Source organism: Roseivivax sp. GX 12232 (assembly GCF_021272185.1).
Lineage (GTDB): Bacteria > Pseudomonadota > Alphaproteobacteria > Rhodobacterales > Rhodobacteraceae > Roseivivax.
The window spans coordinates 1-26,269 of sequence record NZ_JAJSEC010000006.1; the positions used below are offsets into that span (position 1 = coordinate 1).

27 protein-coding genes and 1 pseudogene are annotated in these 26,269 nt (G+C 68.5%); 14 read left to right on the plus strand and 14 right to left on the minus strand.

Features of this window, described 5'->3' with window-relative positions; translation table 11 throughout:
- Window positions 1-445 precede the first annotated feature (445 nt).
- Complete coding sequence (locus LR948_RS11350) at window positions 446-1,615, plus strand: alkane 1-monooxygenase (RefSeq protein ID WP_232754143.1); 1,170 nt, start codon at window positions 446-448, stop codon at window positions 1,613-1,615.
- Window positions 1,616-1,772: 157 nt separating this feature from the next.
- On the opposite strand, the gene LR948_RS11355 is transcribed toward LR948_RS11350, so the two are convergent.
- From LR948_RS11355 to LR948_RS11410, 12 genes are all read right to left on the minus strand, one after another.
- A complete protein-coding gene (locus LR948_RS11355) occupies window positions 1,773-3,275 on the minus strand; it encodes a mannitol dehydrogenase family protein (RefSeq protein ID WP_232754144.1) in 1,503 nt (500 codons plus the stop codon).
- Window positions 3,263-4,036 carry an L-iditol 2-dehydrogenase gene (locus LR948_RS11360; protein ID WP_232754145.1) on the minus strand — a complete coding sequence of 258 codons (774 nt, stop codon included), beginning with the start codon at window positions 4,034-4,036 and terminating at the stop codon, window positions 3,263-3,265. Before LR948_RS11360 ends, LR948_RS11355 begins: the two co-directional genes overlap by 13 nt.
- The gene (locus LR948_RS11365) at window positions 4,033-5,037 is read right to left on the minus strand and encodes an ABC transporter ATP-binding protein (protein WP_232754146.1); all 1,005 of its coding nucleotides are present in this window, start codon (window positions 5,035-5,037) and stop codon (window positions 4,033-4,035) included. The genes LR948_RS11360 and LR948_RS11365 overlap by 4 nt, the downstream gene beginning before the upstream one ends.
- A 10-nt stretch (window positions 5,038-5,047) precedes the next feature.
- The gene (locus tag LR948_RS11370) at window positions 5,048-5,878 is read right to left on the minus strand and encodes a carbohydrate ABC transporter permease (RefSeq protein ID WP_232754147.1); all 831 of its coding nucleotides are present in this window, start codon (window positions 5,876-5,878) and stop codon (window positions 5,048-5,050) included.
- Between the two features lie 13 nt (window positions 5,879-5,891).
- Complete coding sequence (locus tag LR948_RS11375; RefSeq protein ID WP_232754148.1) at window positions 5,892-6,758, minus strand: carbohydrate ABC transporter permease; 867 nt, start codon at window positions 6,756-6,758, stop codon at window positions 5,892-5,894.
- Window positions 6,759-6,956: 198 nt separating this feature from the next.
- Entirely contained in the window at window positions 6,957-8,264 is a 1,308-nt protein-coding gene (locus LR948_RS11380) for a sugar ABC transporter substrate-binding protein (RefSeq protein WP_232754149.1), read from the minus strand.
- Window positions 8,265-8,362: 98 nt separating this feature from the next.
- Window positions 8,363-9,388 (minus strand): LacI family DNA-binding transcriptional regulator, encoded by a 1,026-nt coding sequence (locus LR948_RS11385; protein WP_232754150.1) that lies wholly within the window; start codon window positions 9,386-9,388, stop codon window positions 8,363-8,365.
- 292 nt (window positions 9,389-9,680) lie between these two features.
- Window positions 9,681-10,244: a F0F1 ATP synthase subunit B gene (locus LR948_RS11390; RefSeq protein WP_232754151.1), complete on the minus strand. Its 564-nt coding sequence runs from the start codon at window positions 10,242-10,244 to the stop codon at window positions 9,681-9,683.
- Between the two features lie 5 nt (window positions 10,245-10,249).
- Window positions 10,250-10,801 carry a F0F1 ATP synthase subunit B' gene (locus tag LR948_RS11395; RefSeq protein ID WP_232754152.1) on the minus strand — a complete coding sequence of 184 codons (552 nt, stop codon included), beginning with the start codon at window positions 10,799-10,801 and terminating at the stop codon, window positions 10,250-10,252.
- A gap of 83 nt (window positions 10,802-10,884) precedes the next feature.
- On the minus strand, window positions 10,885-11,109 hold the full coding sequence (locus tag LR948_RS11400; RefSeq protein WP_072775827.1) for a F0F1 ATP synthase subunit C: 225 nt from the start codon (window positions 11,107-11,109) through the stop codon (window positions 10,885-10,887).
- 105 nt (window positions 11,110-11,214) lie between these two features.
- Entirely contained in the window at window positions 11,215-11,979 is a 765-nt protein-coding gene (locus tag LR948_RS11405) for a F0F1 ATP synthase subunit A (protein WP_232754153.1), read from the minus strand.
- Window positions 11,969-12,286 carry an AtpZ/AtpI family protein gene (locus LR948_RS11410; protein ID WP_255702952.1) on the minus strand — a complete coding sequence of 106 codons (318 nt, stop codon included), beginning with the start codon at window positions 12,284-12,286 and terminating at the stop codon, window positions 11,969-11,971. Before LR948_RS11410 ends, LR948_RS11405 begins: the two co-directional genes overlap by 11 nt.
- Before the next feature lie 283 nt (window positions 12,287-12,569).
- Here LR948_RS11410 and LR948_RS11415 point away from each other — a divergent pair.
- A pseudogene (locus LR948_RS11415) lies at window positions 12,570-12,893 on the plus strand (ArsR/SmtB family transcription factor); the annotation flags it as partial.
- A 302-nt stretch (window positions 12,894-13,195) separates the two neighbouring features.
- Here the strand turns inward: LR948_RS11415 and LR948_RS11420 are convergent.
- Window positions 13,196-14,077 (minus strand): LysR family transcriptional regulator, encoded by an 882-nt coding sequence (locus LR948_RS11420; protein WP_232754155.1) that lies wholly within the window; start codon window positions 14,075-14,077, stop codon window positions 13,196-13,198.
- Window positions 14,078-14,196: 119 nt separating this feature from the next.
- Here LR948_RS11420 and LR948_RS11425 point away from each other — a divergent pair, with 119 nt between their 5' ends.
- The 12 genes from LR948_RS11425 to LR948_RS11480 all read left to right on the plus strand — a co-directional run bounded on the left by LR948_RS11425 (window position 14,197) and on the right by LR948_RS11480 (window position 24,328).
- Window positions 14,197-14,778 (plus strand): FMN-dependent NADH-azoreductase, encoded by a 582-nt coding sequence (locus LR948_RS11425; protein ID WP_232754156.1) that lies wholly within the window; start codon window positions 14,197-14,199, stop codon window positions 14,776-14,778.
- Window positions 14,779-16,214: 1,436 nt separating this feature from the next.
- Window positions 16,215-17,729: a signal recognition particle protein gene (ffh, locus tag LR948_RS11430; RefSeq protein WP_232754157.1), complete on the plus strand. Its 1,515-nt coding sequence runs from the start codon at window positions 16,215-16,217 to the stop codon at window positions 17,727-17,729.
- A 142-nt stretch (window positions 17,730-17,871) separates the two neighbouring features.
- Window positions 17,872-18,402 (plus strand): GNAT family N-acetyltransferase, encoded by a 531-nt coding sequence (locus LR948_RS11435; RefSeq protein WP_232754158.1) that lies wholly within the window; start codon window positions 17,872-17,874, stop codon window positions 18,400-18,402.
- A complete protein-coding gene (locus LR948_RS11440; protein ID WP_232754159.1) occupies window positions 18,399-18,932 on the plus strand; it encodes a GNAT family N-acetyltransferase in 534 nt (177 codons plus the stop codon). Before LR948_RS11435 ends, LR948_RS11440 begins: the two co-directional genes overlap by 4 nt.
- A gap of 57 nt (window positions 18,933-18,989) precedes the next feature.
- A complete protein-coding gene (locus tag LR948_RS11445; RefSeq protein WP_232754160.1) occupies window positions 18,990-19,301 on the plus strand; it encodes a chorismate mutase in 312 nt (103 codons plus the stop codon).
- Window positions 19,302-19,350: 49 nt separating this feature from the next.
- On the plus strand, window positions 19,351-19,728 hold the full coding sequence (gene rpsP / locus LR948_RS11450) for a 30S ribosomal protein S16 (RefSeq protein ID WP_232754161.1): 378 nt from the start codon (window positions 19,351-19,353) through the stop codon (window positions 19,726-19,728).
- Window positions 19,729-20,092: 364 nt separating this feature from the next.
- On the plus strand, window positions 20,093-20,866 hold the full coding sequence (locus LR948_RS11455) for a MipA/OmpV family protein (protein ID WP_232754162.1): 774 nt from the start codon (window positions 20,093-20,095) through the stop codon (window positions 20,864-20,866).
- An 82-nt stretch (window positions 20,867-20,948) separates the two neighbouring features.
- On the plus strand, window positions 20,949-21,455 hold the full coding sequence (gene rimM, locus LR948_RS11460) for a ribosome maturation factor RimM (protein WP_232754163.1): 507 nt from the start codon (window positions 20,949-20,951) through the stop codon (window positions 21,453-21,455).
- Between the two features lie 486 nt (window positions 21,456-21,941).
- Entirely contained in the window at window positions 21,942-22,721 is a 780-nt protein-coding gene (trmD, locus tag LR948_RS11465) for a tRNA (guanosine(37)-N1)-methyltransferase TrmD (RefSeq protein ID WP_232754164.1), read from the plus strand.
- Window positions 22,722-22,981: 260 nt separating this feature from the next.
- Window positions 22,982-23,389, plus strand: coding sequence for a 50S ribosomal protein L19 (gene rplS / locus LR948_RS11470; protein WP_232754165.1), 408 nt, complete (start codon window positions 22,982-22,984; stop codon window positions 23,387-23,389).
- Window positions 23,386-23,607 carry a 50S ribosomal protein L31 gene (rpmE, locus tag LR948_RS11475; protein WP_232754166.1) on the plus strand — a complete coding sequence of 74 codons (222 nt, stop codon included), beginning with the start codon at window positions 23,386-23,388 and terminating at the stop codon, window positions 23,605-23,607. The genes rplS and rpmE overlap by 4 nt, the downstream gene beginning before the upstream one ends.
- Window positions 23,608-23,761: 154 nt before the next feature.
- Window positions 23,762-24,328 carry a hypothetical protein gene (locus LR948_RS11480; RefSeq protein WP_232754167.1) on the plus strand — a complete coding sequence of 189 codons (567 nt, stop codon included), beginning with the start codon at window positions 23,762-23,764 and terminating at the stop codon, window positions 24,326-24,328.
- A gap of 103 nt (window positions 24,329-24,431) precedes the next feature.
- Here the strand turns inward: LR948_RS11480 and LR948_RS11485 are convergent, their stop codons facing one another.
- Window positions 24,432-26,183, minus strand: coding sequence for a DUF2252 family protein (locus tag LR948_RS11485; RefSeq protein ID WP_232754168.1), 1,752 nt, complete (start codon window positions 26,181-26,183; stop codon window positions 24,432-24,434).
- Window positions 26,184-26,269 lie beyond the last annotated feature (86 nt).

A 26,269-nucleotide genomic window follows, 5' to 3' on the forward strand; every position in this document is an offset into this window, starting at 1 on the left:
CGGCCCCTTGGGCCGGCGCTCCTTGGGGCAGTGCGCCTAGCTCACAATGAGCCCTGACTTTGCTGCCATAAAGCGCGCCGCTCGAAGGTCGGCAGCGCCGGCCCCCGGTCCGGCGCGCGCCCTCTGGGTGAGAGCGGGGGACAGGCTCGATGTGGTCAGTGGCTTGGCGGATTGGGAAGGTTCAGTGTTGTGACGGATTGGGACGGTTGAAGGGGCTTGGCCAATGCTCTGCGCTCGCCCGTCGGACAGGGCGCTTGGCTGGCGCATCGGGGCGGGCGTCAACGAGGGAGCCGGGTGGTGTTCCGAGTCGGGTCCCAGCCGCAGTTCCTTCTACAGCCACCGCGCCCCTGCCCCACCCCGCGCGCATCTGACCTCTTGCGATACCCCACCACGGGGGTATCGTTCCGGTTGAGGTTCTGCAGAGCGACACAAGGCCCGCCCCGACATGTCAGACGCCCATCCGACCGGCCCCGAACCGGGCTTCTTGCCGCCCGAGAAACTGACCCGCATCAGCGCGGCGCTGCCCTTCTGGATGTCGCTGACGCTGCTGCCGGTGCTCTGGCTGGGCGCCTTCCTCGGCGGCTGGTGGCTGGTGCTGACGCCGCTCGTCACTTGGTATCTCTTCTCGGCGCTCGACGCGGCACTGGGCCTCAACCTCGAGAACGCCGACCCGCAGACCGGCGAGGACCAGCTCTTCTGGTATCGCCTGATCACCCTGATCTGGTGTCCCCTGCAGGTCGTCACGCTCTTTGCGCTGATCGGCTATGCGACCTCAGCCGAGCATCTCTCCACGCTGGAGCGGATCGCGCTGTTCTTCGGCGTCGGCGTGGTCACCGGGGCGGTGGGGATCAACTACGCCCATGAGCTCATGCACCAGAAGAACGCGGGCGAGCGACGGCTGGCCGACCTTCTGCTCGCGACCGTGCTCTATTCGCATTTCCGCTCGGAACACCTCCTGGTGCATCACCGCTACGTCGGCACCCCGCGCGACACGGTGACGGCGCGCTACAACGAGGGCTTCCACCGCTTCTACCCGCGCGTCCTCTGGCAGTCGCTACGCTCGGCCTTCGAAGCCGAACGCGCGCTCCTGGCGCGGAAGGGCCTGCCCTGGACGCATCACCGCAATCCGTTCTGGCTCTACTGGGGGTTGCAGATCGCCTGCCTCGCCGGGGCCTTCGCGCTTGGCGGCTGGGCCGGTGTCGGGCTCTTCCTGGTGCAGGCCGGGGTGGCGGTCTGGCAGCTCGAACTGGTGAACTACGTGGAGCACTACGGGCTCACCCGCGCCCATCTGGGCGGGGGCAAATACGAACACGTCAAGCCGCGGCATTCCTGGAACGCGGCGCACAAGGCCTCGAACTGGCTGCTGATCAACCTGCAGCGCCACTCGGATCATCACTACAAGCCCGACCGGCGCTTCCCGCTTCTGCAGACCTATGACGCCGAGGAGGCCCCGCAGCTGCCGCATGGCTACCCGGTGATGACCGTGGCGGCGATGATCCCGCCGGTCTGGCGGCGGGTGATGAACCCCCGGGTCCGCGCCTGGCGGCGGCATTTCTATCCCGAGATCACCGATTGGACGGAGTACAACCGCCACGAGACGCCGATGCCGCGGTGAGGGTTGGGGCGCGGGGCGTGAGACGCCCGCGCTGGCTCGCGGCGCGCCTCAACGCCGCGCAAAGCGGAACGGAGGTTGCCGCCCGAGCCCAAGCCCGAGCCGGAGAGGCACAGCGGATGCCGCAGCCGCAGAGACTGCGCCGACCCGCCTCAGCGGCTCAGCCGCCACCCCACCCCAATCCCGCCATCTGCGCCACATAGGCGCGCAGCGCCGCCTCGGTGCCCTCGGACCAGACGCGGCGGGCCCAGCGGGCGAAAGCCTCGGTGAAGGCCGGGGCCTCCGCCAGGTCACCGTAGATGACCCGCAAACCGCTCCAGGCCGCGGGGTCCGCGCCGGTGCGGGCGGCGGCCTCGGCCAGCATCTCCCAATGCGGATCGTTGGGCGCGATCTCGCTGCCGTCCTCGCGGCGCCCGGTGCACATCCGCGCCCAGAGCGCCTCGGCCAGGGCCAGCCCCTCGATGCCCTGCCCCGCGGCAATGCGCTCGCGGATCATCGGCAGAAGAAAGCCCGCGTGCCGCGAGGAGCCGTCGAAGGCCACGCGCCGCACGGTGTCGACGATGGCGTCATTGGCGAAGCGCCCGGCGATCAGCCGGGCGTAACCCTCGGGCGTCATGCCCGGCACCTCGGAGACCTGCGGCGCTATCTCCCGCGTCTCAACCGTGGTGAAGAACGCCGCGATGGCGGGATGCGCCATGCAGCCGGCAATGGTCTCGACCGAGAGAAGCTCCCCGGCGTTGGCCAGCAGCTGGTGGCCTGCGTTCAGCATCCGCAGCTTCATCGTCTCGTAGTCGTGCACCCGGTCCGAGAAGGTCGCCCCCACCCGGTCCCAGTCGGGGCGGCCGGCGCAGAAGTCGTCCTCGATCACCCATTGGCGGAAGTTCTCATGGGTGACCGGCGCGGCATCCGCGATGCCCAGCTCGCGGGCCAGGGCGATCTCCTTCGGGCCGGTGGCGGGCACGATGCAATCGACCATGGAGTTGGGAAAGCTGCATTCCGCCGCGATCCAGTCGGCCAGCGCGGGATCGGAGAGCCGCGCGAGCCCCTCGACCGTCTGGCGCAGGACCGCGCCATTGCCCTGGACGTTGTCGCAGGAGAGCCCGGTGAAGGGCCCGTGCCCCGCCGCGCGCCGCGCCTTCAGCGCCGCGACCATGGCCCCGAAGGCGGTGCGCGGGGCCTCGGGGTGGGCCGCGTCGTGACGGATGTCGGGATGCGCGGCGTCGAAACCGCCCGCGGCGTCCCGGTAATAGCCGCCCTCGGTCACGGTCAGCGACACGATGCGGATCGCCGGGTCGGCCATGCGGGCGATCAGCGTGGCATGGCCCTCTTCGACCGGCAGGAAGTCGATCATCGGACCTGTGACCTCGGCGGCCCGGCCGGAAGGATCGAGCTCGATCAGCGTGTTCAGGCAATCCTGCGCCAGGAGCTTCTCGCGGGTGGCGGCATCGGCGGGGCGCACGCCCGCGCCGAGGATCGCCCAGTCCTGGGCTTGGCCCTCGTCCATCAGCCGGTGCAGATACCAGGCCTGATGGGCGCGGTGAAAATTGCCGAGCCCGATGTGCAGGATGCCGGGGCTGAGCGCCGCGCGGTCGTAGCGCGGCACCCGCACGCCCCGGGGCAGGCGGTCCAGCGTGGCGTTCGACAGCGGGGTCAGCTCATCCATTGGCCACCATCCACGTTGTAGCATTGCGCGACGATGTAGTCGGCCTCGGGCGAGGCCAGGAAAACCGCCATGCCGGTCAGATCCTCGGCCCTTCCCATGCGGCCGTAGGGCACGGCGGCGCCGACCTCGGCCTTCTTCTGGCCGGGCTTCTTGCCTTCGTATTTGGCGAAGAAGGCGTCGACGCCGTCCCAGTGCTCGCCGTCGACCACGCCGGGGGCGATGGCGTTCACGTTGATGCCGTGCTGGATCAGGTTCAGCCCCGCCGACTGGGTGAGCGAGATCACCGCCGCCTTGGAGGCGCAGTAGACCGCCACCAGGGGCTCGCCCCGGCGCCCGGCCTGGCTGGCCATGTTGATGATCCGCCCGCCCTTGCCGCGGTCGATCATGTGCCGCGCCACCGCCTGCATGGTGAAAAGGCAGCCCGCGACATTGACCCCGAAGACCCGGTCGTAATCGGCGCGGGTGATCTCGGCGATGGGGGAAGCGGTGAAGAGCGCGGCGTTGTTCACCAGGATGTCGATGCCGCCCAGGGCCTCGGCGCTGCGGGCCACGCCGGCCTCGATGCTCTCCTGGCGGGTGACGTCCATCTCGACGGCAAAGGCCGCCTCGCCCAGCTCGCGCGCGCAGGCCTCGGCGCGCGCCATGTCGATGTCGGCGATCACCACCCTGGCGCCTTCGCGCAGGTAGGCCTCGGCGAAGGCGCGGCCGATGCCGCGCGCCGCTCCGGTGATCAGCGCCGTCTTGCCTGCCAGCCGTGTCATGCGATGCGCAGCCCTTCCGCGTCAAAACGATGGATCTGGTCCTCGCGCGGGCTGAGCGAGATCTTGTCGCCGTGGCGGAAGCTGACCTCGCCCGGAGCGCGGACGGTGAGCGTCTCGGCCAGACCGGTGTCGTGGATATGGAAGAAGGTGTCCGAGCCCAGGTGTTCGGCCACGCCGACGCGCCCGGTCCAGGGCCCGCCCTCCGAGGTGACCTCGATGTGCTCGGGCCGGATGCCGATGGTGTGGGCCTGGCGCGATGTCGCCTCGGAGCCTTCGATGAAGTTCATCTTCGGGCTGCCGATGAAGCCCGCGACGAAGAGGTTGCGCGGCGCGCGATAGAGCTCGAGCGGCGAGCCCACCTGCTCGATCACCCCGGCGCGCAGCACCACGATCTTGTCGGCCATGGTCATCGCCTCGACCTGGTCGTGGGTGACATAGATCATCGTGGTGTCGAGCCGCTTGTGCAGCTCGGAAATTTCGAGCCGCATGCCGACCCGAAGCGCCGCATCGAGGTTCGACAGCGGCTCGTCGAAGAGGAAGGCCGCCGGCTCGCGCACGATGGCCCGGCCGATGGCGACCCGCTGGCGCTGGCCGCCCGAGAGCTGCCCCGGCCGCCGGTCGAGGTAGTCGGTCAGGTTCAGCGCCGAGGCCGCCGCCTCGATGCGGCGGGTCTGCTCGTCCTCGGGCACGCCCGCCATCTTCATCGGGAAGGCGATGTTCTTGCGCACCGACATATGCGGGTAAAGCGCGTAGCTCTGGAACACCATGGCCAGCCCGCGCTTGGCCGGGGGGATGTCGGTGGCCGCCGCGCCGTCGATCTCGATGCTGCCCGAGCTGACGTCCTCGAGCCCGGCGATCAGCCGCAGGAGCGTGGACTTGCCGCAGCCCGAGGGGCCGACGAAGACCGCGAATTCCCCGTCTTCGATGGATAGGTCGAGCGGCGGGATGACCTGAACGTCGCCGAAGCTCTTGGTGACCTGCTTGAGGGTGATCTGTCCCATCGGTGTCTCCTTACTTCACGGCGCCGAAGGTGAGGCCGCGGACAAGTTGTTTCTGGCTGAACCAGCCCAGGATGAGGATCGGCGCAATGGCCATGGTCGAGGCCGCCGAGAGCTTGGCGTAGAACAGGCCCTCGGGGCTGGAGTAGCTGGCGATGAAGGCGGTGAGCGGCGCCGCCTTGGCGGCGGTCAGGTTCAGCGTCCAGAAGGCCTCGTTCCAGGCCAGGATGATGTTCAGCAGCACCGTGGATGCGATGCCCGGGATCGCCATGGGCGTCAGCACGAAGAGGATCTCCTCGCGCAGGCCCGCCCCGTCCATCCGCGCGGCCTCGAGGATCTCGCCCGGGATCTCGCGGAAGTAGGTGTAGAGCATCCAGACGATGATCGGCAGGTTGATCAGCATCAGCACGATGGTCAGGCCGATCCGGGTGTCGAGCAGCCCGAGCTGGATGAACAGCAGGTAGATCGGGTAAAGCACGCCGACCGCGGGCAGCATCTTGGTCGAGAGCATCCACAGCAGGATGTCCTTGGTGCGCCGCGAGGGCACGAAGGCCATGGACCAGGCGGCGGGCACGGCGATCAGGATGCCCAGGAGCGTCGAGCCCCCGGCGATGATGATCGAGTTCCACAGGAAGCGCATGTAGTCCGAGCGCTCCTGCACCACGCTGTAGTTCTCGAGCGTCCAGTCGAAGAACAGGAAGACCGGCGGGTCGGCGATGGCGGTCGCCTCGGTCTTGAAGCTCGTCAGGATGGTCCAGAGGATCGGGAAGAAGATCAGCAGGCCGACCGTCCATGCGGCGAGGCTGTTGATCGTCTTGCGGCGGGTGGTGACGGCGCGGGCCATGGTGAGGTCTCCTTCAGGCGTCGAGGTTCTTGCCGACGATGCGCATCAGGAAGAGCGCGACGATATTGGCGAGGATGACGGCGTAGATGCCGCCCGCGGAGCCCAGGCCGACGTTCTGGCTTTCGAGAACGCGCTGGTAGATCAGGTAGGTCAGGGTCCGGGTCCCGAAGGAGCCCTGGGTGGTCACGAAGATCTCGGCAAAGATCGACAGAAGGAAGATCGTCTGGATCAGCACCACCACGGTGATCGCCCGGCTGAGATGCGGCAGGATGATGTAGAAGAACCGCGACAGGGCCGGGGCGCCGTCCATCTCGGCGGCCTCGAGCTGCTCGCTGTCGAGCGACTGGATCGCGGTCAGCAGGATCAGCGTCGCGAAGGGCAGCCACTGCCAGCCGACGATCAGCACGATCGAGAAGAGCGGCGCCTCGGAGAGCCATGACACCGGCTCGGCCCCGAAGAATTTCCACAAGTGCGCGAAAAGGCCGTTCACCGGGTCCATGAACATGTTCTTCCAGACCAGCGCCGAGACGGTGGGCATGACGAAGAAAGGCGCGATGACCAGGATGCGCACCACCCCCTGCCCCCAGATCGGCTGGTCGAGCAGAAGCGCGATCAGCACTCCGAAGACCACGGTCACCAGGAGCACGCCGCCGACGATGATCAGCGTCGCCTGGACCGCGGGCCAGAAGCTCGAGGAGGTGACGAAGCGGGCGTAGTTCTCGAAGCCGACCCAGCCCAGGTCACCGCCGCGCAAGGGCAGGTAGCGCTTGAACGAGAAGTAGAGCGTCATCGTCAGCGGGACGAGCATCCAGCCCAGGAGCAGGATGACGGCGGGCGCCATCATCAGGCGGGCGGCGGAGCGGGCGTGTTGCGTGGCCATGATCTCATCCTTCCAGGACAGGCGCCGGGCGGGCGGCCATGTGATCGGAGCGCGGGGGCGCGCGATGCGGGCGGGCGTCGGGGGCTCGGGCCGCGCAGCGGGCGCCGGCAGCGGGCGGGCGCCGGGACAGGCGCGGCGCGCGCGGGGCAGCGGTCCCCGGGGGGCGGGCGGGCCGCCCCCCGGGTCGGGAGGAAGGCGTCAGTAGCCTGCCGCCTCCATTTCGTCGGTCACCAGGGCCTGGGCCTTGGAGAGCGCCTCTTCGGGGCTCTGCTGGCCCGCGACCATGGCCGAGAACTCCTGGCCGGCGGCGGTGCCGATGCCGGCCCACTCGGGGATCGCGACATACTGGATGCCGACATAGGGCACGTCACCCACGGTCGGATCGCTGGGATCGGCCGCGTTGATCGACTGCAGCGTCATGTCCGCGAAGGCGACCTTCTGGTACTCGGGGTTCTCGTAGAGCGAGGTCCGGCTGCCCGGGGGCACGTTGGCCCAGCCCTCGTTCTCGGCGACGAGCGCGAGATACTCCTTCGAGGTCGCCCATTCGATGAAGGTCTTGGCCGCATCGGTGGCATCCGAACCCGCGGGCACGGCGAGCGCCCAGGCCCAGAGCCAGTTGGCGCGCTTCTCGACGCCGTCCTTGTTCGGCGCCAGCGCGAAACCGACGCTGTCGGCCACGGTGGAGTCGTTGGGGTTGGTCACGAAGGAGGCCGCCACGGTGGCGTCGATCCACATGCCGCATTTGCCCTGCTGGAACAGCGCCAGGTTCTCGTTGAAGCCGTTGGTCGAGGCGCCCGGCGGGCCGTAGTTCTCGAGCAGGTCGTTGTAGAAGCTGACCGCCTCGGCCCACTCGGGGCTGTCGAGCTGGGCTTCCCAGTTCTCGTTGAACCAGCGCGCGCCGAAGGAGTTGGCCACGGTGGTGATGAAGGCCATGTTCTCGCCCCAGCCGGCCTTGCCGCGCAGGCAGATGCCGTAGACCTCGTTCTCCTTGTCGGTCATCGCCTCGGCGGCGGCGCGGATCTCTTCCCAGGTGGGGGCCTCGGGCATTTCCATGCCGGCGGCTTCCATCAGGTCGGTGCGATACATGACCATGGAGCTTTCGCCGTAGAAGGGCGCGGCATAAAGCTGGCCGTCGTGGCTCAGACCGGCGCGCATGGCCGGCAGGATGTCCTCGGCGTCGTAGTCGTCGCCCATGTCGTCGAGCGGCACGAGCCAGCCGTTCTTGGCCCAGATCGGGGTCTCGTACATGCCGATGGTCAGCACGTCGAACTGCCCGCCGTTGGCGGCGATGTCCTGGGTGACGCGCTGGCGCAGGATGTTTTCCTCGAGCGTGACCCACTCCAGTTCGATGTCGGGGTGCTTCGAGGTGAAGTCGTCGGTCAGACCCTGCATCCGGATCATGTCACCGTTGTTCACGGTGGCGATGGTGACGGTCGTCTGGGCGGCAGCCACGCCTGCGGTGAGGGCAAGCGCGCTGGCCGCACAAAGTGCGGTTTTGAAAGACATCAGTTCCTCCCTTTCGAGCCGAAGTGCTCAAGAGAAACCTTGCGGGATTCCTTACCGCGCGTCAACAAAAATTTTACGCGCGCAAATTTACGAGGTTTTTAAGCGGAAGCGCGCAGGATCAGCCGCGCCGGGACCAGGGTTTCCTGGCGCTCGGGCAGCCGCCCGCCGGCCTCGATCAGCGCGAAAAGCGATTCGACGGTGTTCTTGGAGACCGATTCGTAGTCATGCGCCGCGGTGGTCAGCGGCGGGCAGGTGAAGCGCGAGAAGGGGTGATCGTCCTGCGAGGCGACGCGGATGTCGCAGTCCTCGCCGATGCCGACCTTCACGCCCTTTTCCCAGCAGGCAGACAAAAAGCCGATCGCCAGGCGGTCATTGCTGCACAGAACCGTGTCGGTGGGCAGCGCCTTGCGCTCCAGCACCTCGAGCCCGCCGCGGCGGCCGATCTCCTCGAAGGCCCAGCCCTCGCCCGCGACCGAGATCACATGCGGCTCGAGGCCCAGCTTCTCCATCCGCGCGAGATAGGCCAGGCGGCGCTTGTTGGCGTTGGGGTTCGCCGGGTGGCGCATCTCGAAGAAGGCCGGCGGCTCGCCGCTGCGGGTCAGATAGTCGACGGTCTGGTCGACGAAACTGTTGTTGTCCGAGCCGATGAAGGCCGCGCCCATGCCGTCGATATTGCTGTCGAAGAGCACCGTCGGCACGTCCTTGCAGAACTTCTCGATGGCGCCCCGGTCGGAGGCCCGGCCAAGCGGCGCCAGCAGCACCCCCGCGGGCTTCAGCGCGCGCAGGTCGTTCAGGATGTCGACCTCGAGCTCGGTCTTGCCGTGCGCCGAATAGAGCGTCGGGCGCAGCCCGGCGGCGATGCAGCGTTCCTCGAGGTTGCGCGCGATCTCGGCGAAGAAGGGGTCGGCCAGGTAAGGCACCACGATGCCGATGTTCTTGGTCAGCCGCCGGTTCTGGTTCACCGCGTAGATGTTCGGCTGGTAGTCGAATCGCTCCAGCGCCTTCTCGATCTTCTCGCGGGTCGAGGCGCGCACACTGGTTGGATCGTGGAAATACTTGGAGATCGTCGGCCGCGAGATCCCGCTGACGGCGGCGAACTCCTCCATGTTCTTGATCTTGGCCACGAGCGTCCCCAAAATTTACGCGTGCAAAGATTTTGACCCAGCTGGCAAGTTTGGTCAATCTTCCGGCGGCCCGATGCGCGCGGTCTCGCGGGCGGCCCGAAGCGGGGTGGCGGCCCCGGACAGGCCCGGCGCGCAACCCGCGGGGCGAGGTTTACCCCAGCCCCGGGCGAAGCGGAACCGCCAAGCGGGGCCCGCGCTTAACGGCGGCTCCCGGCACAGCCCCGGCCACAAAAAACCGCCCGAGACCTTGGGCCCCGGACGGTTCGATCTTCCTGTCCCTCGGAAGGTCGGTTCAGTGCAGCTTCTTGCCCACCGTGTCGATCGCCTCGTCGATCAGCTTGGCCTTCTCGGCCGAGCCCATCTTCTGCGCCACGACGTCCCGCGCGGCGGCGGTCGCGATGGCAATGGCGCGGTCACGGACCTCTTTCACCGCCTGCTGTTCCGCCGAGGAGATCTGGTCCTCGGCCGCGGCGATGCGGCGCTCGATGGAGCGCTGAAGATCGGCCTTGGCCTGTTCGGCGTTGGCCTTGGCGTCGTCGCGCGCCTTGGCGACGATGCGGTCGGCCTGGTCCTGCACTTCGCGGCTCTTGCGCTCGTAGCTGGCCAGAAGGCTCTGGGCCTCCTCGCGCAGGGCGCGCGCCTCGTCGAGCTCGGAGCGGATGCCCTGGGCGCGGTCGTCGAGCAGCTTCGACACGAGGCCCGGCACCTTGAAGTAGAACAGCACGCCGATGAAGACGAGAAAGGCGATGAGCACCACGAAGTCGGTGTTCTTCAGCGAGAAGAACACGTCGCCCGCGGCCAGCGAAGGCGTGGCGGCCAGGGTGAGCGGAGCGGAAATCGCGATCAGCTTTTTCATCTCGGTCACCCTTTCAGCCGCTGGTCGACGGCGCTGTCGATCTCGCCCTGATCCGCCGAGGCGCCCAGTGCCGCGACAAGCGCAGCGGTGGTGTCCTTGGCGACCGCCTCGACATTGGCGAGGGCGGAATCGCGGATCGCGGCGATTTCCTTCTCCGATTCCGCCGTCTTCGCGGCGATCTCGGCATCGGCCTTGGCCTGCGCATCGGCGACCTGGGCCTTGATCTCGTCGCGGGTCTCGTCGGCGATCTTCTGGGCCTCGGAGCGCGCGTCGGCGAGGGCCTTCTCGTAGGCGTCCTCGGCCTCGGCCGCCTGTTTCTTCAGGTCTTCGGCTTTGGTGAGGTCATTGGTGATCGTGCCCTGACGCTCGGCCAGCACGGCCGCGATCCGCGGCAGCGCGACGCGCGACAGGATGAAGTAGATGACCACGAGCGTGAGGACCAGCCAGAAGACCTGGTTCCACACCCAGTCGCCGCAGAGCTGCGGCATGCCGATGGCAGAGCCGTCGGGGCCCACGCAGGCACCGGCGATCTCCTCGGCAATCGGTTCGGTCGCCATGGCGTCCTCCGGTTGATGTCTGGATCACTGCGGGCGGTGCCGGAGACCGGCGCCGCCCACGCGCAAGGATCTATCCTAGCGGATTACACCGCGAACATCAGCAGGAGCGAAACGAGGAACGCGAAGATGCCCAGAGCTTCGGCGAATGCGATGCCGATGAAGAGGGTCGCGGTCTGCGATGCGGCCGCCGAGGGGTTGCGCAGGGCGCCGGCCAGGTAGTTGCCGGCCACGTTGCCCACCCCGATGGCGGCTGCGCCGGAACCGATTGCTGCGAGGCCTGCGCCGATGTGTGCGAGATCGCCTTCCATGGTGTTACTCCTTACGAATTGGAAGTTGCGTTCGTTGGTGACATTCGGCGCTGTCGCGCCGCGCGGGAGAGCGGGCCGCCGCAAGGGCCGCCCGCGCGCCCCGGATCAGTGATGCGGATGCAGCGCGTCCTTGAGGTACACGCAGGTCAGGATGGTGAAGACATAAGCCTGGATGAAGGACACCAGGATCTCCAGCCCGTACATGGCGGTGATCGCCAGGACCGCGATGGGCGAGACCGCCGCGATCGCCGCGAAGCCCGCGAAGACCTTGATCACCGCGTGGCCGGCCATGAGGTTGCCCGCCAGACGAATGGAGTGGCTGACCGGGCGCACGAAGTAGGAGATCAGCTCGATCACCGCGAGGATCGGCCGCAGCGCCAGCGGCGCCGAGCTGACCCAGAACAGGCCCAGGAAGCTCATGCCGTTCTTCACGAAGCCCAGCACCGTGACCGAGATGAAAACCGCCAGCGCCAGCACCACGGTGACCGCGAAATGCGAGGTGGTGGTGAAGGCCATCGGGATCAGCCCGAGGAAGTTCGCCAGGACGATGAACATGAAGAGCGTCATGATGTAGGGGAAATACTTCACGCCCTCCTTGCCGGTGACGTCCTCGACCATCTTGTAGACGAAGCCGTAGGCCAGTTCCGCGATCGACTGGGCGCGCGAGGGGATGATCGCGCGGGCGCTGGTGCCGAGCACCAGCAGGCCGATGACGCAGAGCACGGTGATCGCCAGCCAGAGCGTCACATTGGTGATCGTGAACATGCCCACCGGACCGTCGCCGAAGAGCGGCGAGACGATGAATTGGTCCATCGGGTGGAAGACCAGGCTGCTGCCTTCGCCTTCAGCAGCTGCGGTTTCAGTCGCCATGCGTGTTCCCCTCGTCCTCTTCGGCCGTCTCGGCCAGGCGTTTCTCTTGGATTTCCTTGGCCGAACGCATCATCACGTTCACCCCGGCCGCGAAACCCAGCATCGTGAACAGCACCAGAAGCCAGGGGCTCGTGCCCAGGAGGCTGTCGAGCCCAAATCCGATGCCAAAGCCGATCCCCAATCCGGCGACCAGCTCGGTAACCATGCGCCAGGCGTGTTGGGCCTGGCTGTAGTGCTCCTCCTGGTGGCGTTTGGGCGGCGCCTTCGCCGCCTTCATTGCCGCGATCTTCTCGTCGAGCGACGCCATGCGCCGTTTTCGGTCGTGGTCTTCCACGTCGGATCGGCCCCATTCGGAGTTTGGCTGGTTGCTATGCGCCCCCCGGCTTCGAGTCAAGCGGCAGGCCGCCGCAGGGAGTGGGTCGGTAAGCCATTGGAATTGCTTGCCTTTGGCAGGTGCCAAACCGAGGCACCACCATCCGCCCGGCCCGCGCTGGGCCCAAACCCCGCCCGCGCGCATATTCAACCGCCAAGTTGACAATGGTCTCGCGCCCGCTTGACGGCACCGCCAACTCGGGCGCAACTGCCGGCCCATGTCGCATGACCTCGACCTCATCTTCGCCGCGCTCGCCGATCCCACCCGGCGGCAGATCCTCGCCATGCTGCTCGAGGACGACATGGCCGTGAGCGACGTGGCCGAGCCCTTCGAGATGTCGCTGGCGGCGATCTCCAAGCATCTCGCGATCCTCGCCGGCGCGGGGCTGATCAGCCAGGACAAGCGCGGGCGGTTGAAGTGGTGTCAGCTCGAGCCGGACGCTTTGCGCGAGGCGGCGGTCTGGATGCAGGGCTTCGGCCAGGTGGAGCCGATCAACCTCGACGCCTTCGAGCGGTTCCTGGAGGCGGAGCTGTCCCCCGGGAAGTCCGCCGAGGCGGTCCCGGGCGAGGCCCCGGACGACTGGCTGGAGCCCGCGACGCCAGCGGAGGGCGGCGCGACCGGCGAAGAGCGCGGCGAGCGCGGGGGGTAGGCCCGGCGCGATGGCGGGGCAGTCGTGCCGGTTTGGCGAGTGCGGGCACGCCCTGCCCCTTTGGCGGCTACGGAGGGCTCTCGCTCGCTCAGCAGCGGAGAGGCGCTCTCACCGGCCCGGCGGCATCAGGACTCTCGCCCGTCCAGCGGCGACTGAGCGCTCCCGCCCCATCACATCACGCGAGCCCGCCCCCCTCAGGACAGCCCCTGCTCCGTGACATAGGCCTTCAGATGCTTCAGGAAGGCCTGCACCTTCGCGGTCCGGTGCAGGTCCACATGGGTCACCAGCCAGGTGTTCGAGACCCAGTCCTCGAGCGGCGGCATGACCTCGACCAGCCGGTCGTCGCCCTCGGCGGCGCGCACCGAGACGAAGCCGATGCCCACCCCGTCCGAGACCGCCCGCTCCGTCACGCGGCTGTCGGCGGCGCGGAAGACGATGCGCTCCCGGGGGATGTTCTCCTTCATCCAGCGGAAGAAGGGCGCGCGGTTCTCGATGTTCTCGGGGCCGACGAAACGGTGCTTCAGCATGTCCTCTGAGGTGGCCGGCCGCCCCTCCTTCTCGATGTAGTCGACCGAGGCGTAAAGCGCGACATACTGCTTCATAAAGGCCTGCACGACGTTGTCGGGCTCCTCGGGCTTGGGCCCGGCCCGAAGCGCGATATGCGCCTCGCCGTATTCCAGCCGGAACACCCGGTCGTCGGTCAGGTAGCGCACGATGACCTCGGGATGGGCCGCCTGGAAGGAGGCGATGGCCGGCACCAGGAGCGGCGCGAAGTTGATCAGCGAGGTCACCATGAGCTCGCCCGAGACCTCGGAGCCCCGGCCCTTGATGCGGCTGGCGAGCTGGTGGAACTGCTCGTCGGTGGTCTGGGCGACGCGCAAGAGGTCCTGGCCCGCCTCGGTCGGCGTGTAGCCCCGCGCGTGGCGCTGGAAGAGCTTGACCCCGAGCCGCCCCTCGAGCGCGTCGATATGGCGGATCACCGTGGCGTGGTGCACGCCCAGCGCATCCGCCGCCCCCGAGACCGTGCCCATGCGCGCCACCTGGAAAGCGGTGCGAACCTCGTCCCAGTTTTCCATCTCAGGCCCTTTTCTTTGTGCATCCACCCACAGTTCTTGTTCATTTGGGCTTCTTGAGTGCGGAAATGCAAGTGACAGATACGAGGGGTCACGCAACATTTCCTCATGAGAGGCCCGAGATGACCCAGACCGTTCTTCACATCGATACCTCCGCGCGCCGCGAGGGCTCGGTTTCCCGCGACCTGACCGCCCGCGTCGTCGACCAGCTCGGCGCCGACAAGGTGATCGAGCGCGACCTCGCCACCCCGCTGCCAGCGGTCGACGCCGAGTGGATCGGCGCCAATTTCACCCCCGAGGCCGACCGCAGCGAGGACCAGCGCGCCGCGCTGGCGCTTTCCGACAGCCTGATCGAGGAGCTGCGCGCCGCCGACACGCTGGTGATCGGCGTGCCGATCTACAACTTCGGCACCCCGGTCAGCTTCAAGACCTGGATCGACCTGGTGGCTCGCGCGGGCGTCACCTTCCGCTACACCGAAGAGGGTCCCGAGGGCCTGCTGACGGGCAAGCGCGCCATCGTGGTGGTGGCCTCCGGCGGCACCCGTGCCGGCTCCGACATCGACTTCGCCTCGACCTACGTGCGCCACGTGCTGGGCTTCATCGGCATCACCGACGTCGAACTGGTGAGCGCCGACCTGCTGATGGTCGACCCCGAGGCGGCGATGAAATCCGCCGAGGACCAGCTGGCGAAGCTGGCGGCTTGAGGCTGGGGGCGGTGCGCGCCTGAGGAGGTTTGGGCGTGTGCGTGGGGGGACTGGCTTTTGGAGTTGGGCCCTGAAGCAGGGTGGCTTGCCGGCGATCCTGCCCCTGCTGCCTCATACTGCAAAGACGTTCGTGAGAAAGGGGGCACGGCTGCGGTCGTGCCCCTTTTTGCGTTCAGACAGATGGGCGGCTGCGTCTCGCTCGGTGATGCTGCTCGCGCCTCCTCAGAGAGGCTTCGCTTCTCCACTCTGCTCCTCCAACCCTCCTCTCAAATATCTTCTCATCGCTTCTCGCCTCCTGCCGTCTCCTCTCGTCCCCCTTGCTCTCCTCCCCTCTCGTGTCGTCTCCTTTGCTCCCCTCTCCTGCCTTCATTTCCCCGTCTTCCCCTAACTTTCTCTTCCCTCCCCTACCTTTCCCTCCTGCCCTCCGCTCGCCGCAGCGCCGCCCTCCGCGTGACCTGACACAAGGCAAGTCCCCGCCCCCTCTCAACCAGCTCAACAAAGGGCGCGCGCCGGACCGGGGGCCGGCGCTTATGACCTCTGAGCAGGGCGCTTTATCCCAGCAAGGTCAGGACTAGGAGATAGCTATGCGCGCCACTCCAAGGAGCGCCGGCCCATCGGGCCGGTCCGGCGCGCGCCCGGCATCTTCGATGCTATTCGGGCGCAAGACGCGCGAGCCTGGCGACCTTTGGCCTGAGGAAAACCGCAGAATGCAGCCCGGGGTGCACAGGCTCAGAACGCATCACCCCTGTTGATTGGCGACCCTGCATCTCAATCCCCGCCCTCCGCCGCCATCACCCCTCGCGACAGAGGGCGCGCGCCGGGCCGGGGGCCGGCGCTGCTGACCTCTGGGCGAGGCACTTTATGGCAGCAAGGTCAGAGCTAGGGGCATGCTATGCACGCCATCCAAAGGAGCGCCGGCCCAAGGGGCCGGTCCGGCGCGCGCCCGGCACCTTCGGTGCTGTTCGGGCGCAAGAAGGAGGGCAAACACGTGGTGGTGGGCGGTACGCATTTGATGGTGGGTGGTGCGCGGTGACCGCGCCAGGTGCAGCCTTGGCGCACTGGCCCCGGGAGACTACCGCTCCCGAAGCTCAGAGCGAGTGCTGGGCAGCCGTCCACCAATCCGCCGTCCCGCCGACCCGGTGCTTCACCCTCCCACCGCTCAGCCCGCCAACAGCGCAGCCCACCCGTTGCTCGGCCTCCCTCCGCCCCACAACACCCGCACCCTTGACTCCCCCGCTCCGCGCGCGTATCGCGCCTCGATAACTCCGGAAGTGGCAGAACTTCCGGTCCCATGGGCTTGGCCCGGGATCGCCCTCCGTCAGCGCGTTGCGCCCACGGGGGCGCTACTGGTTTGAGCCTGCGCCATTTGCGTGGCGCGCCCGCAGTCCCCACCTCGGGGGCAGTGGACAACGGAAGATGAAGGGGGCGGAAGCGCCATGTTCGAGAACCTGTCAGATCGCCTGGGCGGCGTCTTCGACCGGCTGACCAAGCAGGGCGCCCTCAGCGAGGAGGACGTCAGGACCGCGCTGCGCGAGGTCCGCGTGGCCCTGCTCGAGGCCGACGTCTCGCTGCCGGTGGCGCGCGCCTTCATCAAGTCGGTCGAGAAGAAGGCCACCGGCGCCGCGGTCACCAAGTCGGTGACGCCGGGCCAGCAGGTGGTGAAGATCGTCCACGACGAGCTGATCACCGTGCTCGCCGGCGAAGAGGGCGCCGACCCCGGCGACCTGCGCATCTCCAACCCGCCCGCGCCGATCCTGATGGTCGGCCTGCAGGGCGGCGGCAAGACCACCTCCACCGCCAAGCTCGCCAAGCGCCTGACCGAGCGCGACCGCAAGAAGGTGCTCATGGCCTCGCTCGACGTGCAGCGTCCGGCGGCGATGGAGCAGCTCGAGATCCTCGGCAAGCAGATCGGCGTCGACACCCTGCCGATCGTCAAGGGCGAGGACCCGGTCGCCATCGCCAAGCGCGCCAAGACCCAGGCGAGCCTCGGCGGTTACGACGTCTACATGCTCGACACCGCGGGCCGGCTCTCGATCGACGAGGAGCTGATGACCCAGGTCGAGGCGGTGCGCGACGTCGCCAACCCGCGCGAGACGCTCCTGGTGGTCGACGGCCTTACCGGCCAGGACGCGGTGCATACCGCCGAGAACTTCGACCTGCGCATCGGCATCTCCGGCGTCGTGCTGACCCGGATGGACGGCGACGGCCGCGGCGGCGCGGCGCTCTCGATGCGCCAGGTCACCGGCAAGCCGATCAAGTTCGTCGGCCTCGGCGAGAAGATGGACGCGCTCGAGACCTTCGAACCCGAGCGCGTCGCCGGCCGCATCCTCGGCATGGGCGACATCGTGGCGCTCGTGGAGAAGGCGCAGCAGACGCTCGAGGCCGAACAGGCCGAGCGCATGATGAAGCGCTTCCAGAAGGGTCAGTTCAACATGAACGACCTGAAGATGCAGCTCGACCAGATGCTGAAGATGGGCGGCATGGAAAGCATGATGTCCATGATGCCCGGCATGGGGAAGATGGCCAAGCAGATGGAAGGCGCGGGCATGGACGATTCGGTCCTGCGCCAGCAGATCGCGCTGATCAACTCCATGACCAAGAAGGAGCGCGCCAACCCCCAGCTTCTGCAGGCCAGCCGCAAGAAGCGCATCGCCAAGGGCTCGGGCCTCGAGGTCTCGGAGCTGAACAAGCTTCTGAAGATGCAGCGGCAGATGGCCGACATGATGAAGAAGATGGGCAAGATGAGCAAAGGCGGCGCGCTGAAGCAGGCCATGCGCGGCATGTTCGGCAAGGGCGGCATGCCCCCGGGCATGGATCCCTCGCAGATGGACCCCAAGCAGCTCGAGGCCGCGGCCAAGGCCATGGGCGGCAAGGGCGGGATGCCCGGCGGCATGGGCGGCATGGGCGGCGGCCTTCCCGGCGGTCTTTCGGGCTTCGGCAAGAAGAAGTGATGATGTCGCGGGCGGCATATCCTCTCGCGCCCGGCGCGGCGCAGGGCGCGGTCGCTTCGGCGGGCCGCGGTGTCGCCTGCGCGCGCGCCACGGCGGCACGCCGCGCCGCCCTGCCCGCGCGCCGCGCGGCGGAGGCAGGCGCATGAGCCTCACCAACGCCCCCACCCTCTCGACCGAGCGGCTGATCCTGCGCGGCCCCCGCCGCGAGGACGCCGAGGCCGTCATGGCCTTCCTCATGGACCCCGCCCGCGCCGAGGGCTTCGGCCATATCCCGCAGCGCGGCGAGGCCTGGCGCTGGTTCGCCATGCTGGTCGGCCACTGGCACTGGCATGGCTACGGCTATTTCGTCATCGAGGACCGCGAGACCGGCCGCCCGGCGGGCATCTGCGGCATCTGGAACCCCGAGACCTGGCCCGAGCCGGAACTGGGCTGGGTGGTCTTCGACGGCTTCGAGGGCAAGGGCTTGGCTTATGAGGCCGCCATCCGCGCGCGCCGCTGGGCCTATGACGACCTCGGCATGACCACGCTGACCTCGAACATCGTGCCCGGCAACGACCGCTCCAAGCGGCTCGCGACCCGCCTCGGCGCGGTCTACGAGCGCACCTACCACAACGAGAACATGGGCGAGGACGAGCTTTGGCGGCACCCCTCTCCCGAGGAGCTCGGGGCATGAGCGAGCGCGTCTTCCTGCACACCGACCGGCTGACCCTGCGGCCGCTGCGCGCCGGCGATTTCGACGGCTATGCCGCCTATTACACCGGGCCGCGCGCGGCCTATGTCGGCGGGCCGATCTCGCGCAGCGACGCCTTCTCGCGGTTCTGCGCGATGATCGGCCACTGGCAGATGCGCGGCTTCGGCCGGCTGGCGATCTGCCGCAAGGAGGACGACAGCCGCGCCTTCGGCCACGCCGGGCTGATGCAGCTCGACGACCACCGCCTGCCCGAGCTGACCTGGACCCTCTGGGAAGCCGAGGCCGAGGGCCAGGGCTATGCCCGCGAGGCCGCCCGCGCGGTGCGCGACCATGCCTTCCAGCAGCTCGGCCTCGAGACCGTCAGCGCCGTGGTGCACCGCGAGAACGCCGCCTCGGCCCGGATCGCGGAACATATCGGCGGGACGCGCGACGCGGCCCTGCCGACCCGCTTCGCCGACGAGGTGGCCTTCCGCTTCGACCGCGCCCGCATCCTCGAAGGGGCCCCGGCATGACCCGGATCGACGCACCCCTTCGCACCTCCATCCGTCCGGCAAGGAAAGGCCCGGCCCATGACTGACAGCAAAAGCGCAGATCCCGTGGCCGCGGCCGCCGAGCTTCTGAAGCACCACCGCGAGTCGATCGACCGGCTCGATGCGATCCTGGTCTTCACCCTGGCCGAACGGTTCAAGCACACCCAGTCCGTGGGCGTGCTGAAGGCCGAACACGGCCTACCCCCCTCCGATCCCGCGCGCGAGGAAAACCAGATCGCGCGGCTCGAATCCCTGGCGAAAGAGGCCGACCTCGACCCGAGCTTCGCCAGGAACTTCCTGAATTTCATCATTCAGGAGGTCATCCAGCACCACCGAAAGCACCAATCCTGAGGCCGGGACGACCGGCCCGAAAGAACAGCCAGACAAAGGAGATACCCTCATGGCACTGAAAATTCGTCTCGCCCGCGGCGGCTCCAAGAAGCGCCCCCATTACGCCATCGTTGTGGCCGACAGCCGCATGCCGCGCGACGGCCGCTTCATCGAGAAGCTCGGCACCTACAACCCGCTCCTGCCCAAGGGCGACGAGCGCCGGGTGATCATGGACATCGAGCGCGCCAAGGCCTGGATCGCCCAGGGCGCCCAGACCACCGACCGCGTGTCGCGCTTCCTCGAAGCCGCCGGCGAGGTCGACAAGAAAGAGCGCAGCAACCCCAAGAAGGGCACCCCGGGCAAGGCCGCCCAGGAGCGCGCCGCCGCGCGCGCCGAGAAGGCCGCCGCTGCCGAGGCGCCCGCAGAGGAAGCCGCCGCGGAGGAGTGATCCTTCCGCGCGCTGCGCATGAGATGAGAAGGCGCGCGGGGTTTCGGCCCTGCGCGCCTTTTCTTTTGCGGGGGGCTTTGGCCTGCGGTCCTGCCGTGCGCGGCGATCGTGTTTTTGAATGCACACCGGATTTGGCCGCCCGCGGCTGCCTTCCGAAACAACCCCGCTCGCGGCCCCCGGATTATCCCCGCCCCTGCCCGCTTTCCCGGCGCCAGCCGCCTCGAAAGACGCGGTTTTTCGCCGGCCTGACGCCACGGCATCGGCGGAAACTGGCCAAGCCCCCGCCCGCGCACTAGACCTTGCAGGAAGACCCCTGCGCGCGACCTGCGCGCTCCCCACGACGCAGCTTCCCGAAAGGCCTTTCATGCTCCGCAGTCTTCTTGCCGTCCCGGCCCTCGCCGCCTGCCTGACCACGCCCGCCTTCGCCCAGAGCGGCTCCGACGCGCCCGCGCTCAGCTTCACCCTGCGCGGCGGCGTCGCCTCGGGCCCGGCCTATTTCGGCGCCGAGGAATACGAGGTGAAGCCCGACATCGGCTTCGGCCTGCAATCGGCCAACATCGGCCCGCTGCGCTTCGGCGATCCCGACCCGCAGGCCGAGAAGACCGGCCTCGGGCTGCGCGGCTCCTTCCGCTACATCGCCGCGCGCGACGCCAGCGAGCATGACCTGCTGACCGGCCTCGACGACATCGACGCCGCGGTCGAGCTGGGCCTGGGCCTCGGCTATGCCTCCGAGCATTTCATGGCCTTCGCCGACCTGCGCCAGGGCTTCGGCGGCCACACCGGCGTCGTCGCCGAGGCGGGCGCCGACGCGATCTTCCGCGCCAGCCCCGAGCTGACCCTGACCGCCGGGCCGCGCGTGCTCTTCGGCAACGGCGAATACACCGACACCTATTTCGGCGTCTCGGGCTCCGAGGCCTCGGCCCTGAACCCGGCCTATGACGCCGACGGCGGGCTCGTTTCGGCCGGCATGGAGTTCGGCGCGATCTACCAGATCGACGAGAACTGGGGCGTCGAGACCGCGGTCACCTGGGACCGCTACATGAACGATGCCGCCGACAGCCCGATCGTCGACAATGGCCGCCGCGACGACTGGGGCGCCCGGGTGGGTCTGACCCGCAGTATCCAGATCGGCCGCTGAGCCCTCCCCCGATTGCGCTTTGCCCCTCCGGCGCGGTAAGCACCGGGTCGGAGATGGGCACAAGCGACGGGCGAGGCACAGGGTGAGCGACAGGATCTGCGTGGGCGTGATCGGCGGGGCGTTCGGCGTGCACGGCGAGGCACGCATCAAGAGCTTCACCGCCGAGCCCGAGGCCATCGCCGATTACGCGCCCCTCGAAAGCGAGGACGGCGCGCGCAGCTTCGAGCTGCAGATCACCCGGCCGGTGAAACAGGGCTTCGCGGCGCGGCTTTCGGGCGTCCGCTCGAAGGAGGACGCCGACGCGCTGAAAGGCGCGCGGCTCTACGTGCCGCGCGACCGGCTGCCGCAGCTGCCCGACGACGAGTTCTACCACGCCGACCTGATCGGGCTCGAGGTCTATGACACCGGCGGCGTGGTGCTGGGGCGGATCAAGGCGGTCCTGAACCACGGCGCGACGGATTTGCTGGAGGTCGGGCGGCCCGGAGGCTCGCAGACCGCGCTCCTGCCGTTTACGCGCGAGGCGGTGCCCACGGTGGATCTGACCGCGGGTCGGATTGTTGCGGATCCCCCGGAGGGGATTTTCGACTGAGGAGGGGGCTTGGGGTCGTTAGACGTTGGGCCTTCTGCTCCCCAAGAAGTCATCAACAAACGCCCGACCTCCTCAGCAGCCAGTCGAGCTTGTCTCCGCAGACCGCCTGCGCCTCCCCCCCCTGTCACAGCCCCAGGCAAACCGACCCTTAGCCACCCCTCGCAACAGAGGGCACGCGCCGGACCGGGGGCCGGCGCTGCTGACATCCGAACGAAGCGCTTTATCCCCGCAAGGTCAGGGCTAGCGGCGATCTATGCGCTTCGCCCACAAGAGCGCCGGCCCATCGGGCCGGTCCGGCGCGCGCCCGGCACCTTCGGTGCTATTCGGGCGCAAGAAGCTGGGGCGTAACGTGGCGGGTGGTGCGTGATGGCCTTGGCCGAGGCCACCTTGCCTATCACCCCAACAGCCCACACCCATCCCCCCCTTTGCCAACCCGCCGCCAAGCCTCTAAAGGACGCGGCGGATACCTCACTTCGGGACAGGCTCATGCGCTCTCACGGCCGCAAATCCATCCAGGCCACCTCGGCCCCGCGCGATCTCATGGCCGAGAAGCGCCTCTCGGAGACCTGGACCGCGCAGGTGGTCACGCTGTTCCCCGAGGCCTTCCCGGGCACGCTGGGCCTCTCGCTCACCGGCCGCGCGCTGGACGAGAACCGCTGGCAGCTCGACACGCTGCATCTGCGCGAGTTCGGCGAGGGCAAGCACCGCAACGTCGACGACACGCCGGCGGGCGGCGGCGCGGGCATGGTGCTGCGCGCCGACGTGATGGAGCGCGCGCTGAGCGAAGCGCGCGGGCGGATGCCCGAGGAGGCGCCGATCCTCTACCTCTCGCCGCGCGGCGCGCCCTTCACCCAGGCCCGCGCCCGGCGCCTTGCCGAGGGGCCCGGCATGACGCTGATCTGCGGCCGCTTCGAGGGGCTCGACGAACGGGTGATCGAGCACTTCGGCATCGAGGAGGTCTCGCTCGGGGACTACGTGCTGACCGGCGGCGAGATCGCCGCGCAGGCGATGATCGACGCCACCGTGCGGCTCCTGCCCGGGGTCTTGGGCAACGCCGCCTCGACCGAGGAGGAAAGCTTCTCCGAGGGGCTGCTGGAACATCCGCAATACACCCGCCCGGCGGTCTGGCAGGGCCGGCCGATTCCCGAGGTGCTGCTCTCGGGCAATCACCGCGCCATCGCGGAGTGGCGGCGCGCGCAGTCCGAGGCGCTGACCCGCGCCCGGCGCCCCGACCTCTGGGCCGCCCGCGAGGACGGCGAGGACTGAGCCCGGGCGGCGCTTTTCCCCCTTGATCGACGCGGACCAACCCCCTATACGGCGCGGGTCGGTCGGCCCCGCCTGGGGTCGGCTCACTGGCCCGTGCGCCAAGGCGTGACGCTTCGACACGCCGCGGGGTGGCCGGGCCCGGATACGGAAAAGACGTTGTGACCTCCTGCGGGCGCCAAGGCGGACCCGACCGAAGACCGGAGCTCTCGGAACGCGAGACACCTTCACGGGGCAACCGTGAGCAGAGATGGAGAGATCAGATGGACCTGATCGCAGAACTCGAGGCGGAACAGATCGCCTCGCTCGGGAAGGACATTCCCGACTTCAAGGCCGGCGACACCGTGCGCGTCGGCTACAAGGTGACCGAAGGCACGCGCACCCGCGTGCAGAACTTCGAAGGCGTGTGCATCAGCCGCAAGAACGGCCATGGCATCGCCGGCTCGTTCACCGTCCGCAAGATTTCCTTTGGTGAGGGCGTCGAGCGCGTGTTCCCGCTCTACTCCACCAATATCGACGCGATCACCGTGGTCCGCCGCGGCAAGGTGCGCCGTGCGAAGCTGTACTACCTGCGCTCGCGCCGCGGCAAGTCGGCCCGGATCGCCGAGGACGTCAACTACAAGGCCCTCAAGGGCGACGGCAAGAAGCCGGTGCAAGGATCGTCGACATGAAAAAGAACCTTCATCCCGAATACCACGTCGTCACCGTCAAGATGACCGACGGCAGCAGCTTCGAGACCCGCACCGTCTGGGGCAAGGAAGGCGACACGCTGACGCTGGACATCGACCCGACCGTGCACCCGGCCTGGACCGGTGGCTCCTCGCGCCTGATGGACCAGGGCGGCCGCGTCTCGCGCTTCAAGAAGAAGTACGAGGGCCTGGGCTTCTGATCGCCCGTCCCCTCGCGGAAAGTTTACGGGATCGCCGCCCTTCGGGGCGGCGATTTCGTGTTCGGGGCCCCTCATTGCCCCGCCGGGCCGCATCGACAGCCCTGCCCCCGCCCGCTAGAACCCCCTTCATCGCGAAGGGACAGACGGGCCGACCATGCGGAACATCCTGACACGCGCGCTGTGCCTCGGCGCCCTGCTCCTGCTGGCCGCCTGCGCCGCGGCGCCGCTGCCCGACAGCACCAGCCGCCAGGACGAGATCGCCGCGCTGACCCGCGCCTTCCGGGCGCTCGACGCCGAGGTCGACCCCGAGGAGGCCGCCCGCGCCGCGCGGATCGCCGTCACCTACCCGCTGGAATTGCGCGCGCTCTACGAGATCGAGGACAGCCCGGTGGTGCACAACACCAAGGTCAACGCCGGGCTGAAGCCGCGCGGGCTCTGCTGGCACTGGGCCCAGGACATGGAGCGGCGGATGCGGCAGGAGGACTTCCAGACCCTCGATCTGCACCGCGCCGTGGCCCCGCCGCGCAACCTGATGCGGCTGGAGCATTCGACGCTGATCATCTCGGCCGAGGGCGACGGCTACCGCGAGGGGCTGGTGATCGACCCCTGGCGCTACGGAGGGGTGCTCTACTGGGGCCCGACCGAGGAGGACGCGCGTTACGACTGGTTGCCCCGCCGCGAGGTGCTGGCCGCCAAGGGCATCTACCTCGCGCCGGAGTGAGCCGGCGCGGAGCGGGCCGCGCAATTAAGGGGGGCGTAGCCGCTGCGCGCCCAAAGCCCACTTACCTTCCGGTCGCCCGCACCTTCCGCCCCGACAGCGCGCCCTACCGATACCGGTGCAGCGTCGCGTCGAAGGCGCCCATCTTCAGATCCTGGCGGTAGTAGGCCTGGTCTTGGCGCATCCGCGCCACCGCCTCTTCGGCGAAGCGCAGCGTGTCCTCGATGAAGAGCCGCTCGGGCGCCACGGCCTCGAGGATGCTCTCCTCGATGTCGTAGTCGAGAAGGCCTGCGTCGTCCGAACGCGCATGGGCCAGCGCCAGCGCCCAGCCGCAGGCATGGGCGTAACGCTTCCAGGTCTTCTTCGAGAGATCGTCGAGGTCAATGTCCTCGCGGAAGGGTGCGCGCTCGCGGGACATGAAACTGAGCCCGTCGATCTCCGCGCTGCCGTAGAAGACATCGCCATCCGAAAGATGCACCGACTGGCCATGGGCGATGCGCTCGGCCTTGGTGCCCGCGTCGAAGTCATGCGGCGGCACCAGTCCTTCGAGCGCCGAGCGCCGGGCCTGCTTGAACTCGACGATCAGGTCGTCGCTGGCATCCCGCGACGGGCCCTCGAGCAGGCAGTAGTAGCGCGGCAGCCCCAGCGAGGCGGTGCCCTGCCCGTGCCGCATCGCGACGTCCTTGACCCGCAGCGTGCCCGCGCGGCCCTCGGGGCGGATGCCGTTGGCCTTGGCCAGCGCGTCGATCAGCCCCTGGAACTCGTCGCGGCGCGAAGAGATCGGCGTCAACTCGTCATTGGCGCGGAAGCCCCGCCCGCTGTCGTCGAGGTAGCGCTTCTGCAGCCAGTCCGCGCGCTTGGTCCGGGCCTCCTCGAAGAGCCGCCGGATCACCTTGGGCGCGTTGTCCTCGCGCATCTGGGCGTGGATCTCGGTCTCGTGCCGGGCGAAATGGCGAATCCCGTCGAGATAGCCGCGCAGGAACTTGCGGGCGATCTTCTTCTGGCGCTTGCGCTTGTGCCCGCCCTCTTCCTCGGCGGCGATCAGGAAGCCCGTGGCGCCGCGCTTCAGATCCCAGGAGAAGGGCGCGTAGATCGCGTCGTCGAAGTCGTTGACCCCGAAGATCGGCACGTTGTCGGCATTGGGCATCACCCCGAAGTTCGAGGGATGCACGTCGCCCAGCGCCAGCACCGTCGGCATCCGCGCGTCGGCGCCCAGCATGTCGCGATGGAACAGGAGCGAGGTGCCCCGGAAGAAGGAGAAGAGCGAGCCCGCGAGCTTCTCGAACTTGTCGCGGGTGCCATGGGCGCGCTGGTCGATGCGCAGGGCGTGGTCCTCGAGGATCGTGCGCCGGACGTGTTCGCGCCGCGCCTGGCCGGTGAGGTCGGCGGGCCGGAACATGAAGGGCGCCTCGACGTAGCGCGCGGCCAGCGCGCGGTAGGCCTCGAGCTGGCTGCCGATCTTCTCCTTGTGGTCGGGGGTCTCGGCGGCGGGGGGGACGGGTGCCGTGGTGGCGGCGTCAGCGGGCTTGGCGCTGGTTGCGGTGCTTTTTGCTGCGCCGCGCTTCGTCGAGGCCGTCTTGGTGCCAGTGCTCTTCGCCGCGCTGCGCTTCTCTGGGGCTGCCGTGGCGCTGGAGGTCTTCGCCGCGCCACGCTTCGCCGGCGCCGCTTTGGTGCCGGCGCTTTTCCGGCTTTGGCTCGCGGCGCTCTTCGTTGTCCGCTTGGCTGGCGCGCCCCCCTTGCTCTCGGCAGCCTGCGCTGCGCGGGTCGGCGTCTCGGCCTTGCCCTCGCCCTCGGTGGCTTTCCCACCGCGCCGAGGCGTCCGGCCAGCCGCGGATTGTGATCTCGGGCTCTTCGACATCCTGGTTCTGTCCTTTACCTTGCCCTCAACCGACAACGCGCCGGGGTCGGACAAAGGTCCCTGACCGTCCCGGCGCGCGCACAACA

Bases quoted from the DNA above. Each gene is read 5' to 3' on its own strand.
- LR948_RS11350 (WP_232754143.1), top strand. From the start codon at position 446: ATGTCAGACGCCCATCCGACCGGCCCCGAACCGGGCTTCTTGCCGCCC.
- LR948_RS11355 (WP_232754144.1), bottom strand. From the start codon at position 3,275: ATGGATGAGCTGACCCCGCTGTCGAACGCCACGCTGGACCGCCTGCCC.
- LR948_RS11360 (WP_232754145.1), bottom strand. From the start codon at position 4,036: ATGACACGGCTGGCAGGCAAGACGGCGCTGATCACCGGAGCGGCGCGC.
- LR948_RS11365 (WP_232754146.1), bottom strand. From the start codon at position 5,037: ATGGGACAGATCACCCTCAAGCAGGTCACCAAGAGCTTCGGCGACGTT.
- LR948_RS11370 (WP_232754147.1), bottom strand. From the start codon at position 5,878: ATGGCCCGCGCCGTCACCACCCGCCGCAAGACGATCAACAGCCTCGCC.
- LR948_RS11375 (WP_232754148.1), bottom strand. From the start codon at position 6,758: ATGGCCACGCAACACGCCCGCTCCGCCGCCCGCCTGATGATGGCGCCC.
- LR948_RS11380 (WP_232754149.1), bottom strand. From the start codon at position 8,264: ATGTCTTTCAAAACCGCACTTTGTGCGGCCAGCGCGCTTGCCCTCACC.
- LR948_RS11390 (WP_232754151.1), bottom strand. From the start codon at position 10,244: ATGAAAAAGCTGATCGCGATTTCCGCTCCGCTCACCCTGGCCGCCACG.
- LR948_RS11395 (WP_232754152.1), bottom strand. From the start codon at position 10,801: ATGGCGACCGAACCGATTGCCGAGGAGATCGCCGGTGCCTGCGTGGGC.
- LR948_RS11400 (WP_072775827.1), bottom strand. From the start codon at position 11,109: ATGGAAGGCGATCTCGCACACATCGGCGCAGGCCTCGCAGCAATCGGT.
- LR948_RS11405 (WP_232754153.1), bottom strand. From the start codon at position 11,979: ATGGCGACTGAAACCGCAGCTGCTGAAGGCGAAGGCAGCAGCCTGGTC.
- LR948_RS11410 (WP_255702952.1), bottom strand. From the start codon at position 12,286: ATGGCGTCGCTCGACGAGAAGATCGCGGCAATGAAGGCGGCGAAGGCG.
- LR948_RS11420 (WP_232754155.1), bottom strand. From the start codon at position 14,077: ATGGAAAACTGGGACGAGGTTCGCACCGCTTTCCAGGTGGCGCGCATG.
- LR948_RS11425 (WP_232754156.1), top strand. From the start codon at position 14,197: ATGACCCAGACCGTTCTTCACATCGATACCTCCGCGCGCCGCGAGGGC.
- ffh (WP_232754157.1), top strand. From the start codon at position 16,215: ATGTTCGAGAACCTGTCAGATCGCCTGGGCGGCGTCTTCGACCGGCTG.
- LR948_RS11435 (WP_232754158.1), top strand. From the start codon at position 17,872: ATGAGCCTCACCAACGCCCCCACCCTCTCGACCGAGCGGCTGATCCTG.
- LR948_RS11440 (WP_232754159.1), top strand. From the start codon at position 18,399: ATGAGCGAGCGCGTCTTCCTGCACACCGACCGGCTGACCCTGCGGCCG.
- LR948_RS11445 (WP_232754160.1), top strand. From the start codon at position 18,990: ATGACTGACAGCAAAAGCGCAGATCCCGTGGCCGCGGCCGCCGAGCTT.
- rpsP (WP_232754161.1), top strand. From the start codon at position 19,351: ATGGCACTGAAAATTCGTCTCGCCCGCGGCGGCTCCAAGAAGCGCCCC.
- LR948_RS11455 (WP_232754162.1), top strand. From the start codon at position 20,093: ATGCTCCGCAGTCTTCTTGCCGTCCCGGCCCTCGCCGCCTGCCTGACC.
- trmD (WP_232754164.1), top strand. From the start codon at position 21,942: ATGCGCTCTCACGGCCGCAAATCCATCCAGGCCACCTCGGCCCCGCGC.
- rplS (WP_232754165.1), top strand. From the start codon at position 22,982: ATGGACCTGATCGCAGAACTCGAGGCGGAACAGATCGCCTCGCTCGGG.
- rpmE (WP_232754166.1), top strand. From the start codon at position 23,386: ATGAAAAAGAACCTTCATCCCGAATACCACGTCGTCACCGTCAAGATG.
- LR948_RS11480 (WP_232754167.1), top strand. From the start codon at position 23,762: ATGCGGAACATCCTGACACGCGCGCTGTGCCTCGGCGCCCTGCTCCTG.
- LR948_RS11485 (WP_232754168.1), bottom strand. From the start codon at position 26,183: ATGTCGAAGAGCCCGAGATCACAATCCGCGGCTGGCCGGACGCCTCGG.